Here is a 17,795-nt window from a genome sequence, read left to right as displayed (position 1 = left end):
CGATGACCGCACTCCCCGCAGCCCCGCGTCCCGCCGCCGCCGACCACGGCGCGGTCCAGGTGTTCCCGCTCTCCGCCGTGCGCCTCGGGGACGGGCCGCTCCGGCACGCGCAGCTCACGGACGTCGAGTACGTGCTGCGCCTGGATCCCGACCGGCTGCTCGCGCCGTTCCTCCGCGAGGCCGGGCTCGACTCCCCCGCGCCGAGCTACGGCAGCTGGGAGGCGATCGGCCTCGACGGGCACATCGGCGGCCACTACCTCTCCGCGCTGGCGCAGCTGCACGCCGCGACCGGCGATCCCCGCCTGCTCCCCCGCCTCGAGCACATGCTCGACGTGCTCGAGCGCTGCCAGGAGGCGGCCGGCGACGGATGGCTCGGTGGCGTGCCCGACGGCCGGGAGTTCGGCCGCACAGTGGCCTCGGGCCGGATAGAGGCGGACACGTTCGACCTCGAGGGACGATGGGTGCCGCTCTACAACCTGCACAAGACGCTCCGCGGGCTGCTCCACGCGCACGAGCACACGGGATCCGCGCGAGCCCTGCGCATGGCGGAGGGCATGGCCGACTGGTGGCTCGGCGTCTCGGCGCACCTCGACGACGAGCAGTTCGAGGGCATGCTCGCGACCGAGCACGGCGGCATGTGCGACGCGTTCGCGACGCTCGCCGGGATCACCGGGCGCGCCGACCTGCTCGCCGAGGCGCAGCGATTCGCGCAGCGCGCGCTGGTGGATCCACTCGCCGCCGGCCGCGACGAGCTCGACGGGCTGCACGCCAACACGCAGATCCCCAAGGTCATCGGGATCGAGCGGCTCGGGCGGATGACGGGAGACGCGCGCCTCGTCGCCGCATCGGACGCGTTCTGGGAGTCGGTGGTGCAGCGGCGGAGCGTCGTGATCGGCGGCAACAGCGTGCGCGAGCACTTCCACCCGTCGCGCGACTTCGCGCCGATGGTGCTCGACGAGCAGGGGCCGGAGACCTGCAACAGCTACAACATGCTCGAGCTCGCGCGGCTGCGCTTCGAGCGGACGGGGGATCCGGCGATCCTCGACCAGGTCGAGCGCACGACCCTCGACCACATCCTCTCCACGCAGCACCCCGAGCACGGCGGGCTCGTCTACTTCACGTCGCTCCGACCGGCGCACCACCGCGTGTACTCGGTGGCCGAGGAGTCGATGTGGTGCTGCGTCGGCACCGGGATGGAGAACCACGCGCGCTACGGCGAGCAGGTGTTCGCGCGCGCGGGCGACGATGCGCTGCTCGTGGACCTCTACGTGCCGGCTTCGGTGGACTGGGCCGAGCGTGGGATCAGGGCGCGCATCGACGGGGACGTGGCGCGCACGGGGTACGCGACCGTCACGATCACGGCCGACGCGCCCGCCGACCTGGAGGTGCGGCTACGGCGACCAGGGTGGGCGACGTCGATGGAGGTGCACGTCGGAGACGCGGCGGTACCCGTCATGCCCGGCGTCGACGCGGTGCCGATCCGCCGCACGTGGTCGGGCGAGACGGTCGTGACCGTGCACCTCGGGATGGAGGTGCGGGCCGAGCGCCTGCCCGACGGATCCGCGTGGACCTCGTTCCGGTACGGGCCCGTGGCGCTGGCCTCGCGCGACGGCGTCGCCGGGATCGCGGGATCGCTCGCGGAGGACTCGCGCATGGGCCACGTGTCGCCCGCGCCGAAGGTCCCGCTCGAGCGCACGCCCGTGATCACCGCGGACGATCCCGCCGACGCCGTCGCCCTCGTCGACCGCGCGTCGCTCGCGTTCCGCCTCGACGCCTGGCGGGACGGCGGTCCGGTCGCCGTCGCGCTCGAGCCGTTCGCGGGGATCCACGACGAGCGGTGCACGCTGGTCTGGCCGACGGGCGCGGATCCCGTGACGCGCGCCGCCGAGCTGCGCACGATGGACGCCGCGGGCACCGACACCGACGTGGTCGACGAGGTGGTCGCCGGTGAGCAGCAGCCCGAGGTGGATCACGGCTTCCGGGGAGAGGGCACGCGGGCCCGAGGCGCCGACGGCGTGCACTGGCGGAGCGCGACCGGCTGGTTCTCCTACGAGCTGCGCGACCCGGACGGCACGGCGACCGCGGTGCGCGTGCGACTGCGCCGGGGTGACGACGTCGGCGGCGGCCAGTCGATCCGCGTCGGCGACGTCGAGGCGGACGCGGTCCCGCGCGAGCTCGGCGGCGAGGCCGACGACGACGCGCTCGACGTGCGGATCACCGACCGGATGCGCGCCGGCTCCCCCGCCGGGGCGGTCACGGTGTCGGTGCACGCGGTGCCGGGCGGTCGCACGCGGGACGTGCTCGGGATCCAGCTGCGGCGCTGACCCGCCGACGACGCGGGGCCCGGACGTTCCCGCCCGGGCCCCGCGTGACGTGCGTCGTGTCCGCTACGCGGAGACGGCCTGCAGGTTCTTCTCGATGTGCGCGTGGAAGGCCTGCAGCCAGCTGACGAGGAACTCCTCGGTGCCGGCGTTCGAGATCGCGCCCTCGGGGGAGATCAGACCCTCGGTGGTCTGGATGTAGGCCTCGGGCTGCGAGAGCTCGGGCGACGCGAGGAACGACAGGATGCTGCGCAGGTGCTGCTGCGCGACGGCTGTGCCGACCGCGCCGATGGACGTGCCGATGACCGCGCTGGGCTTGCCCTGGAACGCGTTCTCGCCGTAGGGGCGGCTCGCGAAGTCGAGCGCGTTCTTCAGCACGCCGGGCACCGAGCGGTTGTACTCGGGCGTGACGATCATGATCGCGTCGGCGTCGGCGATGGCCGCCTTGAACGCGTTCGCGACCTCGGGGTACTCGCCGTCCATGTCCGCGCTGTAGAAGGGCAGCGGCTGGATCGGGATCTCGGTGAGCTCGAGGCCGGCCTGGGCGCCGAGGCGCTTGAGGGCGAGCGACAGGGCCCGGTTGATGGAGGTGGACGACAGGCTGCCGACGAGGTAGCCGACGCGGTAGGTGGTGCTCATGGGGTGCTCCTTCTCGCACGGATCAGTTCCATGCGCGCGCATGGAGCCTAGCGCCGGCGGATGCGCGCCCCCTCGACGTTCACGGCTCGCGCGGATCCCGGACAGCCCGCGCGAGCACGGCTTCCGACGGGAGGGCGGCGCGCTCGGCCGCCGGGAGGAGGTCGTAGCTCGACACGGCGACCGGCGCGCGTTGTCCGGCCAGCGAGTACCGCACCACCGCGTCCGTCTTCCCCGCCACGAGCAGGAGGCCGACGGTGTCCGCGTGATGGGCCCGGCGCAAGCGGTCGTCGACCAGCGCGACGTAGAAGCCGAGCTGCCCCAGCTGCTCCGGACGGAAGCGGCCCGTCTTCAGCTCGATGACGACGTAGCGGAGCTGCTCGACGTGGAAGAACAGGAGGTCGACAAAGAAGTCGTCGCCGTCCACGTCGAAGTGGACCTGGCGGCCGACGAACGCGAAGCCCTCGCCGAGCTCACGCAGCGTGTCGATGATCCGGTCGACGAGCGCCTGCTCCAGCTCGCGCTCCCTGGCGTCGCCGTCCACCGCGAGGAAGTCGAGGACGTACGGGTCCTTCGTGAGCTGCCGGGCGAGATCCGATTGGTCCGGCTCCAGGGCGCGATCGAAGTTCGTCGACGCTATCGCCGACCGCTCATGGAGACGCGTGCGGATGTGGTGCTCGAGGACGTTGCGCGACCAGCCCCGGGCGACGCTGCGGGAGGCGTACCAGTCGCGATCCGCCTGCGTGTCCAGTCGGCTCAGCAGCACCGTGATGTGCCCCCAGGGCAATTGCGCAACAGGCCGTTGCGCGATTGCCGGATCTGGCCAGGCGCGCGAGAAGGAGCGCATGTAGATGAGATTCCGAGGCGAGAAGCCCTTCATCTCCGGGAACTCCGCTCGCAGGTCGGCCGCGAGACGCGCGATGACCCCGCTTCCCCACGCCTGCTCGTCGGATCGTCGGATCGTCGCACGAGTGTGGCACCGATGCGCCAGTAGAGGACGACGAGCTCGATGTTCACCCGCCGCTGCGCTGCATGACGGGCGGCGTGCACGCGATCCTTCAGCTCGGCGAGCACGTCGTCGTAGCGCGAGGGGGATATGGGGGACGATCCGAAATCCATGCGCGCAGTGAAGCGCCCACCACCGACATCGACCGCGACTACCCCAGAAGCACCTCCCACGTGCGCAGCGACGGCCAGAGCGCGTGGCGCGGGAGCACGTCGGGGCCGCACGCGCGGGATCCGAGGCCGTGCTGCGCGTCGTCGAGGAGCAGGTGGAGGCCGTCGGGTGCCGGCAGCTCGTGCGGGTGGCCGACGTCGGTCATCTGCTGCGGGGTCCAGCGGGAGAGCTGGAAGCCGGGGCGGTGGCCGGCGGCGTCGGGCACGGTGCTCACGGTGAGCGGGGTCGCGGACGCGTCGCCGATCACGAGCGAGCGAAGCCCGGGGCGGTGGCCCGTCTCCTGCGGGCGGGCGTAGGCGACCGCGAGGCCGTCGACGCTCGACGCGAAGCGGCCGACCCGCACGGCGGTGCCGCTGTCGGCGTACGACTCCCCCGGCCCGGTCCCGTGCCACGCGACCGGGTGCTCGGCGAGGGCGGACGGCAGGTCGATGCGCACGCCGACCCGCGGCCAGGTGCAGTCCCACGTGCCGAACGGCACGACCTCGGTGGCGAGCAGCAGGCCGCGATCGGTCGCCGTCCAGCGGAAGGCGACGTCGACGCCCGCGCCGGAGTGCGCGGCCTGCACGCGCATCCGCGTCTCGAGGCCGTCGGCCGTGCGGATGGATCCGAGCAGCCGGTGGGTGAGCCGGTGGAGCCCGCGCTCCCGCCACCGGTCGGCCGACGGCGGCGTCTCCTCGGCGCCGCGGCCGCGGGTCAGCTCGGGCTCGGCCAGCTCGTAGGATCCCTGGCCGGCCCCGCGGTCGTTCTCCGTGGGCGCGCGCCACAGCTCGAGCCGCGGCCCGCGCACGGGGACGCCGGACCACGCGACGAGGTCGCCGCGCGCGTCGAACGTGCCGACGCCGAGCGCGTCCCCGTGCCAGCGGCCGGCGGGACGCGGCCTCGGCGCGGGCCGGTCGCGCACGAGCGCCTGATGCGACGACACGACGTGCCCCGCCTCGGCCCAGGGCGCGTCATGTCGGGTGACGACCTGCACCGTCACGTGCGCCTCCTCGGCGTGCCCGGCGGCGCGCGCCTCGGGCGGCAGCGGGATCGTCGTGGCGGCACCGGCCGCGAGGGGCGCGTGCTCGAGGATCCCGCGGGCGACGGGCCGGCCGTCGTGGGCGAGGATCCACACCAGGTCGACGTCGTCGGTGGACGCGCTGTGCCGCCGGTTCTCCACCCGCACGCCGGATCCGTCGCCCGCGACGCGCACCCGCACGGGCGCGATGACGGCGGCGAGCTCGGCGAGGCCGGGCGTGGGCGTGCCGTCGGAGAGCAGGAGGCCGTCCATCACGAAGGGCCCGTCGTGCACGGGCTCGCCGAAGTCGCCGCCGTACGCGTGGAAGGGGCGGCCGTCGGCGGTGCGCGCGAGCAGCCCGTGGTCGCGCCACTCCCAGACGAAGCCGCCGTGCAGGCGCGGCCAGCGGTCGATCGCGTCCTCGTAGTCGGCGAGGGATCCGGGCCCGTTGCCCATCGCGTGCCCGTACTCGCACAGGATGAACGGCTTCGCGCGCTGCTTCGCGCCCGTCGCGCCCGTGGTCTCGTGGATGCTCGCCACGGGCGTGCCGCACACCGAGTCGATCTCCTCGAGCGTCGGGTACATGCGGGAGTAGACGTCGGTGTGCTCGCCCGTGAGGTCGCCCTCGTAGTGCACGGGCCGGGTGGGATCCGCGCGCCGCACCCACGCCGACATGGCCGCGATGTTGCGCCCGGTGCCGGACTCGTTGCCGAGCGACCACATCACGATCGACGGGTGGTTGCGGTCGCGGCCCACCGTGCGGGCGATGCGGTCGAGGTACGCATCCCGCCAGCGCGGGTCGTCGGAGGGGTTGTCGCGCCACTCGACGTCCCAGAAGCCGTGGGTCTCGAGGTCGCACTCGAGCACTACCCAGAAGCCGAGCTCGTCGGCGATGTCGATGAGGCGCGGATGCGGCGGGTAGTGGGAGGTGCGGATCGCGTTCACGCCGTTCCGCTTCATCAGCTCGAGGTCGGCGCGCGCCTCGGCCTCGTCGAACACGCGGCCGCGCTCGGGGTGCGACTCGTGGCGGTTGACGCCGCGGAAGGTGAGCCGGCGGCCGTCGACGAGGAGCGCGTCGCCCTCGATGCGCACCGTGCGGAAGCCGATCCGCAGCGTCGCCTTCTCGCCCGGCGATGACACGGTCGCGTCATAGAGGCGCGGCCGCTCGGCGCTCCACGCGTCGACGGCGGGGATCGCGACGGGAGCGACGTCGGCCGGGGTCTCCCACCTCACGTGGATCCCGAGCTCCGGCACGCGCACCAGCACGGGGAACGCGCCGTCGACCTCCAGCTCGAGGCGGCCGGATCCGTCGACCGGGTCGCGGTCGGCCCGCACGCGCACGTCGTCGAGGGCATCGGCGGGCCGGGCGAGCAGCTCGACCGGGCGGAAGATCCCGGGCAGCCACCACTGGTCCTGGTCCTCGAGGTAGGAGGCGGCGGACCACTGGTGCACCCGGATCCCGAGCACGTTCTCGCCGGGCACGAGCACCTCCGTCACGTCGATCTCGGTCGTCAGGCGGCTGCCGGTCGTCCAGCCCGCCTCGACGCCGTTCACCCAGAAGGTGGCGAGCCCCTCGATCCCGTCGGTGCGCAGCAGCACCCGCTGGGCGTCCGCGAACGAGCCAGGCAGCGTGAACGCGCGCCGGTGCTCGCCGGTCGGGTTCGCGTCGGGCACGTGGGGCGGGTCGATGGGGAACGGGTACTGCAGGTTCGTGTACGCGGGCGATCCGTGGCCGTGCAGCACCCAGTGCGACGGCACGGGCAGCGTCGTCCAGCCGGCCGCGTCGAGCGCGGCGTCGTCGAGGGATGGATCCGCGACCTCGGGCGGCGCGTCGGCCCGGTCGACCGGCGCCTCCGGCAGCAGGCGGAAGTGCCAGTCGCCGCCGAGCGGGTGGACGGGCGCGTCCGTCGCGAAGCGGGCGCGCGGCGGCAGCCGCGAGGCGGATCCCGGGGCGACGTCGTCGAGGTGGGACATGCGGGTCTCCGTGCTGGTCGGTGCGCCGGAGCGCGGGTGGCGGCGGATGCGGCGACCGGGCGGTCCCGGTCAGGCGAGCGTCGCGAGCCCCGCGAGCGCGGCCCGGTCGGCGACGACGGTCACGCGCGGATGCCGCTGCAGGATCGAGGCGGGCACCGCCTCCGAGACCGACCCGGCGAGCGCCGCGGCGAGCGCGTCGGCCTTGCGGTCGCCCGAGGCGACGAGCAGGATCCGCTCGGCCGACATGATCGTCGCGATCCCCTGCGTGATAGCGTGCGTCGGCACCCGCGCGGGATCCCCGCCGAAGTACCGCGCGTTGTCGCGCCGCGTGCCCTCGGCGAGGCGCACCACGCGGCTGACCCCGTCGAACGGCGAGCCCGGCTCGTTGAAGCCGAGGTGCCCGTTGGCGCCGATGCCCACGATCTGGAGACCTGCGCCGCCGAGCCGGTGGATCCGCCGCTCGTGCTCGTGCGCCGCCGCGCGCGGGTCGGCCGCCGCGCCGTCGGGCACGATCACGCGCGCGCTCGGCACGCCGAGCGGCTCGGCGATGCGCGCCCGCACGAACGCGAGGTACGACTGCGGGTGCCCCGCCGGCAGGCCCACGTACTCGTCGAGCGCCACGAGCGAGAGGCCGTCGGTGACGAGGCCGCGCTCCCGGTGCCGCCGACCGAGCTCGGCGTAGAGCGGCTCGGGGCTGGATCCGGTCGCCACCCCCAGCACGCCGGCCGGGTCCTCGCCGAGGAACGCCTGGACCACATCCGCCGCGGCGACCCCGAGGGCCGCCTGGTCGTCCACGGCCATGATCCGCGGCGGCCGCGTCGACGCCCCCGTCACTTCAGCGCGCCCTTCGCGATGTCGCCGATGAACTGCTTGGCGCCCACGAGGAACACGACGATGAGCGGGATCACCGCGAGCAGCGCGCCCGCCATGACCATGCCGTAGTCCTTGCCGTGGGCGCTGTTCAGCTGGCTCATCGCCACCTGCAGCGTCAGCGTGCCCGGGTCGTTGAGCACGATGAGCGGCCAGAGGTAGTCGTTCCACGCGGCGATGAAGGTGAAGATCCCGAGGAACCCGAGACCCGGCCGGATGAGCGGCAGGCACACCGTGAGGTACTGCCGGAAGAACCCGGCGCCGTCGATGCGGGCCGCGTCGATGAGCTCGTCCGGCACGCTCGAGATGATGAACTGCCGCAGCCAGAAGATGCCGAACGCGTTCGCCGCCGCCGGCACGATGAGCGCCTGCAGCTGGCCCACCCAGCCGAGGTTGATCATCGTGACGAACTGCGGGATCACCGACAGCTGCGCGGGCAGCATGAACGTCACGAGCAGCAGCGCGAACAGCACGCGCCGCCCCGGGAACTCGTACTTCGCGAACGTGAACGCCGCGATCGAGTCGAAGAACAGCACGAGCACCGTCACGGAGACCGCGACGATCACGGTGTTCATGAGCGAGCCGCCGAAGTCGATCGTGCGGAACACGGCCTGGATGTTGTCCCACAGGTACGGCCCCGGCACGAGCACGGGCGGCGACTTGTAGATGTCGCTCGTGGTGTTGCTCGCCATCACGACGAGCCAGTAGAGCGGGAAGAGACTGACGATGGATCCCGCGAACAGCACCCCGTGCAGGATCACCCGGCCGGGCGGCAGCTGCCGCCGGCGCGGCGCATGGACGGTCGTGCTCATGCGCGCTGCCCCTTCCTCGTGCCGGGCGCCCGCACGACCTTCTCCTTCTTCTCCGACCCGAGCCGGAAGCTGATGATGGAGAAGATCACCACGAGCAGGAACACGCCCCACGCGATGGCGGCGCCGTAGCCGAAGCGGTTGTAGTTGAAGGCCTGCTGGTAGAAGTACAGGACGGTCGTGAGGCCGGCCTGGCCCGCGCCGCCCGAGTTCGGGTTCGTCGTGCTGGAGGAGGCCGTGAGCACCTGCGCCTCGGTGAAGCTCTGCAGTCCGGTGATGGTCGAGACCACGAGCACGAAGAGGATCGTCGGCCGCAGGAGCGGCAGCGTCACCGACCAGAAGGTGCGGATCGCGCCCGCGCCGTCGAGCTTGGCGGCCTCGTAGACCTCGGTGCCGATGGCCTGCATGCCGGCGAGGAAGATGATCGCGTTGTAGCCGGTCCACTGGTAGGTGATGAGGATCGCGATGGTCACCTGGATCGCCCACGGCGTCGAGAGCCAGGCCACGCCGTCGAGGCCGATCGCGCGGAGCCCCGCGTTCACGAGCCCGAAGCTGTCGCCGAAGATGGATCCGAACAGCACCGCCATCGCCACCACGCTCGTGACGTTCGGCACGAAGTAGCTGATCTTGTAGAAGGTGCTGAGCCGCTTGGCCGAGTTGAGCATGGCCGCGACGACGACGGCGATCGCCATCATCGGGAACGTCGACAGCGCGAAGATGACGAGCGTGTTCCTGATGGACAGCCAGAACGTGCCGTCGGCCGCGAGGGCCTGGAAGTTCGCGAGGCCCACCCACTTGGCCGTGCCGAGCCCGTTCCAGTCCTGGAACGAGAGCACGAGCGAGTAGAGCGCCGGGAACAGGCCGAAGATCAGGAACAGCACGAAGAACGGCGCGATGGCGACGTAGTACGGCCACGTGCGGCGGATCCCCCGCGCGCCCGCGCCCGCCCGGGACGGCGCGGAGCCCGAGGGACCCGCGCCCGCCCGGGAGGGCGCGGGCGGGCGCCCTCCCGGGCGGACGGCGACGGGGATCACTGCTTCGCGGTCTTCAGGGCGGCCTCGCCGGCGGCGACGGCGTCGGTCCAGGCCTGGTCCGGGTCCTTGCCGAGCGACGTCACGTTCTGCAGCTCGGTGACGAACGCGGCCTGCACCTGGTTGTCGTAGGGGCTCGTGTAGGCGGTGGGCATCTTGGCGGCCGCGTCGGCGAAGATCCCGACGGTCGACTGGCCGCCGAAGAAGTCGTCGCCCTTCTGCAGCTCCGGGGAGTCGTACGCGGCGGTGGCCGACGGGAAGATGCCCTTGTCGGCGTACGCGGTGACCTGGTTGTCCTCGCTCAGCACGTCCTTGATCACCGCGAACGCGGCCTGCGGGTCCTTGGTGCCGGAGGGGATGGAGAGGAACGAGCCGCCGATGTTGGCCGGGCCGCCGGGCATGGGCGCGACGCGCCAGTCGCCCGAGGTGTCCGCGGTCGCGCTCTTGAGGTCGGCCTGGTACCAGGAGGCGCCGAGGAGCGCGGGGAGGGATCCGTTGCTGATGGCCGACGCCCAGTCCGGGCTGCCGTCGGTCACGTTCGCGGTGAGGCCGTCCTTCCAGGCGAGCACGGCGCGGTCCCAGGCGGTCTTGACGGTGTCGCTGTCGCCGGTGAAGTTCCCGTCCTCGTCGACGAAGCGGGTGGTGCCCTGGCCGAGCGACTTGGTGAACACGTCGGACGCGTCCACGAAGATCGCGCCGCCGGTCGCCGCCTTGAGCTTCTTGCCGAACGCGAAGTAGTCGTCCCAGGTGGCGGTCGCGGCGGCGACGTCGGCGGGCTCGCTCGGCAGGCCGGCCTCCTTGAACACGTCCGCGCGGTAGTAGAGGGCGGTGGGGCCGATGTCGATGGGGAGGCCGATGAGCTGGCCGTCCTTCGTGGTCGCCTCCTTCAGCTTCCACGCCGGGTACTGGTCGGTGACGTCCTTCGCGCCCAGGTCGTCCAGGTTCTCGAAGAGCCCGTCCTCGCTGAGGAAGTACGGCATGTCCTCGCCCTTGACGCCCGTGACGGACGGCAGACCCGAGCGGCCCGTGAACGTGGTGACGAGCTTCTGCTTGAAGTCGCCGCCGATGGTGGAGACGTTGAGCGTCGTGCCGGGCACCTCCGCGGGCACCTTGTCGAGCACCGTCTGGCTGAGGCCGTCCGGCCAGATCCAGAGGTCGAGCTGGCCGCCCGCCGAGGATCCCGACGACGACGAGCAGGAGGCGAGGACCGGCGCGAGGAGCGCGAGGGTCGCGACGCCGACGACGATGCGCCGGGCGCGGGGACGGCGGGCGGTGGGGATGGGCATGGTGGTTCTCGATTCGGTGAGGGACAGGAGGGTCGGGGCGGGCGGAGGGGGTCGGGATGAGGAGCGTCGGGCCGGCTCAGGCGAGCAGGCGGGCCGCGTCGGGATGGGCGAGCGCGTCGGCGAGGTAGTCGTAGCGGCCGGGCTCGGCCGCCTCGGGGTGCGCGCGCAGCCAGGGCACGAGCTCGTCGAGCCGCGGGGCCCCGGACGCGCCGCCGGGGCGGGTGACCGTGATCCCCGCGACGAGGCAGGCGAAGTCGACGCGCTCGGTGAGGGACCAGGGTGCGCGGGCGGACGCGGCGAGCGCGGCGCCGAACACGTCGCCCGCGCCGGTCGCGTCGACCGCGCGCACGGCGAGCGGCGGCCGCACGACCTCCTCGCCGGCGCCGGCGTCGACGGCGACGACGCCGCGGGATCCGGACGTCACGATGCTGAGCGGCACCCGCGCGGCGAGCGCCCGGGCGGCCTGCACGGCCGAGTCGGTGCCCGTGTAGGCGGCGGCCTCGAGCTCGTTGGGGACGAACGCGTGGCAGTCGTCGAGCTGGTCGAGGATGGCGGGGTCCCAGCGCTCGGACGGGTCCCAGCCGACGTCGGCGTAGACGTCGGTGCCCGCGGCGGCGGCACGCCCGATCCAGGCGCTGCGCTGCGGATCCAGGTGCACGAGGGCCGCGGCGGCGGCCGGCACCTCCCCCGGGACGAGCTCGTCGGATCCGAGCGGGCAGGGCACGCCGCCCGTGACGAGCGCGCGGTCGTCGTCGTAGGTCAGGGACGCGGTGACGGGGAGCGCCCAGTCGTCGAGGGTCACGAGGTGGTCGAGCGACACGCCCTCGGCGGCGAGCGCGGCGCGCACGAGGTGGGAGAACGGATCCGTGCCCACGGCCGCCGCGATGGCGGTCGGCACCCCGAGGCGCGCGCCGGCGACCGCGAAGTTCGCGATGCCGCCGGGGCCGTGCCCGAAGGACGACGTCCAGATCTCGTGGCCCGGCCGGGGTCCGCCCGACAGCTCGCCGAACACGACGTCCGCGAAGAGCTGCCCGACGACGAGCAGCCCGGCGGGAGCCTGGCCGGCAGCGCCCTGGTCGGCGGTGCCCTGGTCGGGACGCGGGTCTGCGGGCACGGGGACCTCATTCCTTCGGGTGGGCCGCGACGCTGCCTCAGGCGGCGAGCGGTGCGGGTCCGCCGACGGCGACGCTGCCGGCGGGACGAGGTCGACGGGTGCCCGCCGACCGGTAGTGACGTTTCTAGCCCATGTGAGCACATGGATGGAAGACCTTGTTCATTACGAGATTGTTTCTGACTGATCCTGCGCGCTAATGTTCACATCATGAGAGACGCCCGAGAGTTCGTGATCCTCGACCGGTTGCGCGCCACCCGCAGCGCCACGGTCGCCGAGCTCGCCGAGGCCGCCGGCACGAGCGACGCGACCATCCGCCGCGACCTGGCCCGCCTCGACGAGCAGGGCGCGCTCCGGCGCACCCACGGCGGCGCCGTGCTGATCGAGGTCGACGCGCCCTTCGCCGAGGTCGAGCAGGTCAACCGCGAGGCCAAGGAGCGCATCGCGCGCACCGCGGCGGCGCAGATCCAGGACGGCCAGTCGGTCGTGCTCGACATCGGCACGACCACGCTGCACCTCGCCGAGCAGCTGCGCGGCCGGGCCGTCACCGTGATAACCGCGAACGTCGCCGCGTTCGACGTGCTGCGGGACGACCGGAGCGTGCGGCTCATCCTGCTGCCGGGCGACTGGGATCCGGTCTACCGCTCGGTGTCCGGCCCGCTCACGGCCGAGAGCCTGCGGATGCTGCACGCCGACCACGCGTTCGTGGGCGTGAGCGGCATCGCCGACAACGGCGACCTGCGCGACACGACGATGGCCCAGGTGCCCATCAAGCGCGCGATGGCCGACATGAGCGACCGGGTCACGGTGCTCGCCGACTCCTCCAAGTTCCCGGGCACCGGCGCCGGCCGTGTCGCCCCCACCGCGTCGCTGACGCAGCTGATCACCGAGGCCGCCCCGCACGAGCGGGTGTCGCAGGGCCTCGCGGACAAGGGAGTGTCGGTGACCGTCGCATGAGGCTCACGATCCTGGGCGGGGGCGGCTTCCGCGTCCCGCTCGTCTACTCGGCGCTGCTGCGCGACCACGAGGCCGGCCGGGTGGACCACGTGGCCCTCTACGACACGGACGAGGTGCGCCTCACGGCCGTCGCGCGCGTGCTCGCGGAGCAGGCCGCGGCCTACGCCGATGCCCCCGTGATCACGCTGCACACCGACCTCGACGAGGCGCTCGCGGGCGCCGCGTTCGTGTTCTCGGCGATCCGCGTGGGCGGCATGGCCGGGCGCTCGTGCGACGAGCGGCTCGGCATGGCGCACGGCGTCATCGGCCAGGAGACCGTCGGCTACGGCGGCATCTCCTACGCGCTGCGGACGCTGCCGGTCGTCATGGACCTGGCCGAGCGGATCCGCGTGCAGGCCCCCGACGCCTGGGTCATCAACTTCACGAACCCGGCGGGCGTCGTCACCGAGGCCATGTCGCGCGTGCTCGGCGACCGCGTCATCGGGATCTGCGACTCCCCCATCGGCCTCGCCCGCCGCGTGCTCGGCGCGCTCGGCGTCGTGGGCGACGACGTGGTCATCGACTACGCGGGGCTCAACCACCTCGGCTGGCTGCGCGGCCTGCGGGTCGACGGCCGCGACGTGCTGCCGGACCTCATGGCCCGCCCCGACCTCATCGGCACGTTCGAGGAGGGCCGGCTCTTCGGCGCCGAGTGGGTCACCGAGCTCGGCGCCGTGCCGAACGAGTACCTCCACTACTACTACTTCCGGCGGGAGGTCCGGCACGCCGACCAGCTCGCCGCGCAGACCCGCGGCGCCTTCCTCGTGGAGCAGCAGGGCCGGTTCTACGAGCAGCTCGAGCACCGGCACGACGTGTCCGCGCTCGCGCTCTGGGAGCGCACGCGCCTCGACCGCGAGACCACCTACATGGCCACCAACCGGCAGTCGGCCGGCATGGGCGACCGCGACGAGGACGACCTCGTCTCGGGCGGCTACGAGGACGTCGCGATCGCGCTCATGCGCGGCATCGCGTACGACCAGAGCGCCCGGCTGATCCTCAACGTGCGCAACCGCGGGACGCTCGCCGCGCTGGACGCGGACGCCGTGGTCGAGGTGCCGTGCGTCGTCGACGCCTCGGGCGCGCATCCGGTCGCGGGCACGGAGCTGCCCGACTTCGGGGTGGGCCTCGTGACCAACGCGAAGTACGTGGAGCGGCAGACCATCGAGGCCGGCGTCGGCGGATCCCGCGCCGCGGCCGTCCGCGCGCTCGCGCACCACCCGCTCGTCGACTCCGTCACGGTCGCGCGCTCCCTGCTGGAGGACGCGATGCACGCGTTCCCGGCGCTCTCCTACCTCCGCTGACGCGCGGACCGCACCCGCCGCGTCCACCCGACTGCCTGCATCCCGACCTCCCGAAGGACTCCCCATGCACCAGAACCAGAAGCTCGTCCAGGAGCGGATCCTCCGCGCGCTGGACGAGCGGATCACGCCCGCCGTCTACTCCGCGAAGACGCCCGTCTCGCTCCGCGCGTGGATGGCGCCCGACGAGCCCGTGCCCGTCGCCGAGGCGATGCAGCAGGAGTACGCGCCCTTCGCGCTCGGTGAGCCGTGGGGCCGCGCGTGGTCCACGTGGTGGTTCGAGGTCACGGGCGAGGTGCCCGCCGAGTGGGCCGGCCGCACGGTCGAGCTCCTCATCGACCCCGGCTTCATCGGCGACTGGCCGGGCAACCAGGCCGAGTGCCTCGTGCACACGATGGACGGGGTGCCGGTCAAGGGGATCCACCCGCGCAACACCTACGTGCGCCTCGCCGACGAGGCCGCGGGCGGCGAGCAGGTGCGCTTCCTCGTGGAGGCGGCGGGCAACCCGGACATCCTCGTGAACGAGTTCGTGCCGACCCCCTACGGCGACAAGGCGACCGCGCCCGCCGAGCCCATCTACCGCTTCCGCCAGGCCGAGCTCGCCGTGTTCGAGCCCGAGGTCTGGGCGCTGCGCTTCGACGTCGAGGTGCTGTACCAGCTGCTGATGGAGCTGCCCGATACCGAGCCCCGCCGCCACGAGGTGCTGCGCGCGATCGAGCGCGCGCTCGACGTCCTCGCGATGGACGACATCGTCGGCACCGCGGCCGCCGCCCGCGCCGAGCTCGCCGACGTGCTCTCGCGCCCCGCCGTGCCGAGCGCCCACACGCTCAGCGGAGTCGGCCACGCCCACATCGACAGCGCGTGGCTCTGGCCCATCCGCGAGACGAAGCGCAAGACCGCGCGCACCTTCTCCAACGTGCTGCGGCTCGCCGAGCAGTACCCCGACTTCCGCTTCGCGTGCTCGCAGGCCCAGCAGTACGTCTGGGTGAAGGAGAACTACCCGACGGTGTTCGAGGGCATCAAGCAGGCCATCGCGGACGGCACCTGGTACCCGGTCGGATCCATGTGGATCGAGCCCGACGGCAACCTCCCGGGCGGCGAGGCGATGATCCGCCAGCTCACCCACGGCATGCGCTTCTTCCAGGAGGAGCTCGGCGTCCAGACGCACGGCGTGTGGCTGCCGGACTCGTTCGGCTACACGGCGTCGTTCCCGCAGATCGCGAAGCTCGCCGGGCTCGACTGGTTCCTCACGCAGAAGCTGTCGTGGAACCAGACGAACACGTTCCCGCACCACACCTTCTTCTGGGAGGGCATCGACGGGTCGCGGATCTTCACGCACTTCCCGCCCATCGACACCTACAACTCCACGCTCGAGGCCGAGGAGACGCACCACGCCGTCCGGCAGTTCCGCGAGAAGGGCCGCTCCACGATGTCGCTCGCGCCCTTCGGCTACGGCGACGGCGGCGGCGGGCCCACGCGCGACATGATGGAGCGCCAGCGCCGCACGGCCGACCTCGAGGGGTCGCCGAAGGTGATCGTGGAGCACCCGGACGAGTTCTTCCGCAAGGCCGAGGCCGAGTACCCGGACGCGCCCGTCTGGGTCGGTGAGCTGTACCTCGAGCTGCACCGTGGCACGTTCACCTCGCACGCCCGCGAGAAGCGCGGCAACCGCCAGGCCGAGCACCGCCTCCGCGAGGCCGAGCTGTGGTGGACCATCGCGGCCGTCCGCACGGGCGCCGACTACCCGTACGCGGCGCTCGACCGGCTCTGGAAGCAGACGCTGCTGCAGCAGTTCCACGACATCCTCCCCGGCTCCTCCATCACGTGGGTGCACCGGGAGAACGAGGAGGACTACGCGCGCAGCCTCGCCGAGCTCGACGCGCTCGTGGCCGACGCCATCGCGCGCGTCACGGCGCAGGCGGTCGCGGACGGCGAGGGCGACGGATCCGGCGCGTTCGCGGTGAACTCCACCGGCCACGCGCGCACCGCGCTCGTGGAGGCGGTCGACGGATCCGCGCTCGCGCTCGTCGCGGTGCCCGGCAGCGGGATCGCGCCGCTCGTCGCGGTGGATCCCGTCTCGCCCGTCGTCACGACGCGCGCCGACGGTGGCACCGTGCTCGACAACGGCCTGCTGCGCGTCACGCTCGACGCGCGCGGCCTCATCACGTCGATCGTCGACCTGCGGCACGCCGACCGCGAGCTCGTGCCCGCCGGCCGCGCCGCGAACCTGCTCCAGCTGCACGAGGACATCCCCACCGCGTGGGACGCCTGGGACGTCGACGCGCACTACCGCGCGAGCCGCACCGACCTCGTCGACGCGGCCTCGGTCGAGCTCGTCGAGGACTCGCCGCTCCGCGCGACCGTCGAGGTGGTCCGCCAGTTCGGGCGCTCGCGCATCGTGCAGCGGGTGTCGCTGCACGCCGACGACGCCCGGATCCACACCACGGCCGACCTCGACTGGCTCGAGGACGAGAAGCTCCTCAAGGTCACCTTCCCGCTCACGATCCACGCGCAGCACCACAGCGCGGAGATCCAGTTCGGGCACGTCCGCCGCCCTACGCACACGAACACGTCGTGGGACGAGGCGCGGTTCGAGGTCATGGCCCACCGCTTCGTGCACGTGGAGGAGCCCGGCTACGGCGTGGCCCTCACCAATGCGGGGAGCTACGGCCACGACATCACGCGCTCGGTGGGCGCGACGGGCGAGGTGGAGACCGAGCTGCGGATCAGCCTGGTCCGGGCGGCGCGCTCCCCCGACCCCGTGCAGGACATCGGCCACCACCGCTTCGAGTACGCGCTCGTGCCGGGCGTGGGCATCGAGGGCGCGGTGGACGCGGGGCTCGAGCAGAACCTGCCCGTGCGCGTGGTGCGGCCCGGCGGCGCGACCGAGGCGCCCGCCGCCGTCGGATCCGCTCCCGCGTCCGACGCGGCCGTCCCGTCCTCGCTGCCCACCGCCGCCGGCCTCGTCTCGGTGCACGGCGGCACGGTGCGGATCGAGGCGCTGAAGCTCGCGGACGACGGCTCGGGCGACGTGATCGTGCGGCTCTACGAGTCCACGGGCGCACGCGCCGCGACCCGGCTCGAGGCGCACCTCGCCGCCGACCGCTTCACCGAGGTGGACGTGCTCGAGCGCCCGCTCGGCCAGGGCTTCCCGCGGTCGATCGCGTTCGAGCCCGAGGCCGACGGCCGCGGCGTGCGGCTCGTGCTGCGGCCGTTCCAGGTGATCACGGTCCGCATCCACCGGGCCTGACCCGACGGGCGACGACGCCCGCCCTCCCGCCGGCGGCCG

12 protein-coding genes are annotated in these 17,795 nt (G+C 73.1%); 4 read left to right on the top strand and 8 right to left on the bottom strand.

The annotated features are described in order from the left end of the window. The first annotated feature begins 2 nt into the window (after window positions 1-2). Window positions 3-2,324, top strand: coding sequence for a beta-L-arabinofuranosidase domain-containing protein (locus JOE38_RS12190; RefSeq protein ID WP_204576526.1), 2,322 nt, complete (start codon window positions 3-5; stop codon window positions 2,322-2,324). 63 nt (window positions 2,325-2,387) lie between these two features. Here JOE38_RS12190 and JOE38_RS12185 read toward each other — a convergent pair whose 3' ends face one another. From JOE38_RS12185 to JOE38_RS12150, 8 genes are all read right to left on the bottom strand, one after another. Further along, window positions 2,388-2,960 (bottom strand): NADPH-dependent FMN reductase, encoded by a 573-nt coding sequence (locus JOE38_RS12185; protein ID WP_204576525.1) that lies wholly within the window; start codon window positions 2,958-2,960, stop codon window positions 2,388-2,390. 79 nt (window positions 2,961-3,039) lie between these two features. Beyond that, window positions 3,040-3,858, bottom strand: a complete 819-nt coding sequence (locus tag JOE38_RS12180; RefSeq protein ID WP_239545580.1) for a PDDEXK nuclease domain-containing protein — start codon at window positions 3,856-3,858, stop codon at window positions 3,040-3,042. A gap of 256 nt (window positions 3,859-4,114) precedes the next feature. Then, on the bottom strand, window positions 4,115-7,105 hold the full coding sequence (locus JOE38_RS12175; protein WP_204576524.1) for a glycoside hydrolase family 2 TIM barrel-domain containing protein: 2,991 nt from the start codon (window positions 7,103-7,105) through the stop codon (window positions 4,115-4,117). 69 nt (window positions 7,106-7,174) lie between these two features. Continuing rightward, the gene (locus JOE38_RS12170; RefSeq protein WP_204576523.1) at window positions 7,175-7,939 is read right to left on the bottom strand and encodes a glucosamine-6-phosphate deaminase; all 765 of its coding nucleotides are present in this window, start codon (window positions 7,937-7,939) and stop codon (window positions 7,175-7,177) included. Further along, the gene (locus JOE38_RS12165; RefSeq protein ID WP_204576522.1) at window positions 7,936-8,787 is read right to left on the bottom strand and encodes a carbohydrate ABC transporter permease; all 852 of its coding nucleotides are present in this window, start codon (window positions 8,785-8,787) and stop codon (window positions 7,936-7,938) included. Before JOE38_RS12165 ends, JOE38_RS12170 begins: the two co-directional genes overlap by 4 nt. Beyond that, window positions 8,784-9,818: a carbohydrate ABC transporter permease gene (locus tag JOE38_RS12160; protein WP_204576521.1), complete on the bottom strand. Its 1,035-nt coding sequence runs from the start codon at window positions 9,816-9,818 to the stop codon at window positions 8,784-8,786. The genes JOE38_RS12165 and JOE38_RS12160 overlap by 4 nt, the downstream gene beginning before the upstream one ends. Beyond that, entirely contained in the window at window positions 9,815-11,101 is a 1,287-nt protein-coding gene (locus JOE38_RS12155) for an ABC transporter substrate-binding protein (RefSeq protein WP_204576520.1), read from the bottom strand. Before JOE38_RS12155 ends, JOE38_RS12160 begins: the two co-directional genes overlap by 4 nt. Window positions 11,102-11,177: 76 nt before the next feature. Continuing rightward, window positions 11,178-12,215 carry a carbohydrate kinase family protein gene (locus JOE38_RS12150; protein ID WP_204576519.1) on the bottom strand — a complete coding sequence of 346 codons (1,038 nt, stop codon included), beginning with the start codon at window positions 12,213-12,215 and terminating at the stop codon, window positions 11,178-11,180. Between the two features lie 207 nt (window positions 12,216-12,422). Here JOE38_RS12150 and JOE38_RS12145 point away from each other — a divergent pair, with 207 nt between their 5' ends. From JOE38_RS12145 to JOE38_RS12135, 3 genes are all read left to right on the top strand, one after another. After that, a complete protein-coding gene (locus JOE38_RS12145; RefSeq protein WP_239544823.1) occupies window positions 12,423-13,169 on the top strand; it encodes a DeoR/GlpR family DNA-binding transcription regulator in 747 nt (248 codons plus the stop codon). After that, window positions 13,166-14,509 (top strand): 6-phospho-beta-glucosidase, encoded by a 1,344-nt coding sequence (locus JOE38_RS12140; protein ID WP_204576518.1) that lies wholly within the window; start codon window positions 13,166-13,168, stop codon window positions 14,507-14,509. Before JOE38_RS12145 ends, JOE38_RS12140 begins: the two co-directional genes overlap by 4 nt. 64 nt (window positions 14,510-14,573) lie before the next feature. Continuing rightward, complete coding sequence (locus tag JOE38_RS12135; protein WP_204576517.1) at window positions 14,574-17,756, top strand: alpha-mannosidase; 3,183 nt, start codon at window positions 14,574-14,576, stop codon at window positions 17,754-17,756. The last annotated feature ends 39 nt before the right edge of the window (window positions 17,757-17,795 follow it).

It is taken from the genome of Clavibacter michiganensis (genome assembly GCF_016907085.1).
GTDB lineage: Bacteria > Actinomycetota > Actinomycetes > Actinomycetales > Microbacteriaceae > Clavibacter > Clavibacter michiganensis_O.
This window is presented reverse-complemented; position numbering and strand designations above follow the sequence as displayed.

What these genes read in the sequence shown, in the direction of transcription:
- JOE38_RS12190 (WP_204576526.1), top strand. Translation starts at nt 3, where the DNA reads ATGACCGCACTCCCCGCAGCCCCGCGTCCCGCCGCCGCCGACCACGGC.
- JOE38_RS12185 (WP_204576525.1), bottom strand. Translation starts at nt 2,960, where the DNA reads ATGAGCACCACCTACCGCGTCGGCTACCTCGTCGGCAGCCTGTCGTCC.
- JOE38_RS12175 (WP_204576524.1), bottom strand. Translation starts at nt 7,105, where the DNA reads ATGTCCCACCTCGACGACGTCGCCCCGGGATCCGCCTCGCGGCTGCCG.
- JOE38_RS12165 (WP_204576522.1), bottom strand. Translation starts at nt 8,787, where the DNA reads ATGAGCACGACCGTCCATGCGCCGCGCCGGCGGCAGCTGCCGCCCGGC.
- JOE38_RS12155 (WP_204576520.1), bottom strand. Translation starts at nt 11,101, where the DNA reads ATGCCCATCCCCACCGCCCGCCGTCCCCGCGCCCGGCGCATCGTCGTC.
- JOE38_RS12145 (WP_239544823.1), top strand. Translation starts at nt 12,423, where the DNA reads ATGAGAGACGCCCGAGAGTTCGTGATCCTCGACCGGTTGCGCGCCACC.
- JOE38_RS12140 (WP_204576518.1), top strand. Translation starts at nt 13,166, where the DNA reads ATGAGGCTCACGATCCTGGGCGGGGGCGGCTTCCGCGTCCCGCTCGTC.
- JOE38_RS12135 (WP_204576517.1), top strand. Translation starts at nt 14,574, where the DNA reads ATGCACCAGAACCAGAAGCTCGTCCAGGAGCGGATCCTCCGCGCGCTG.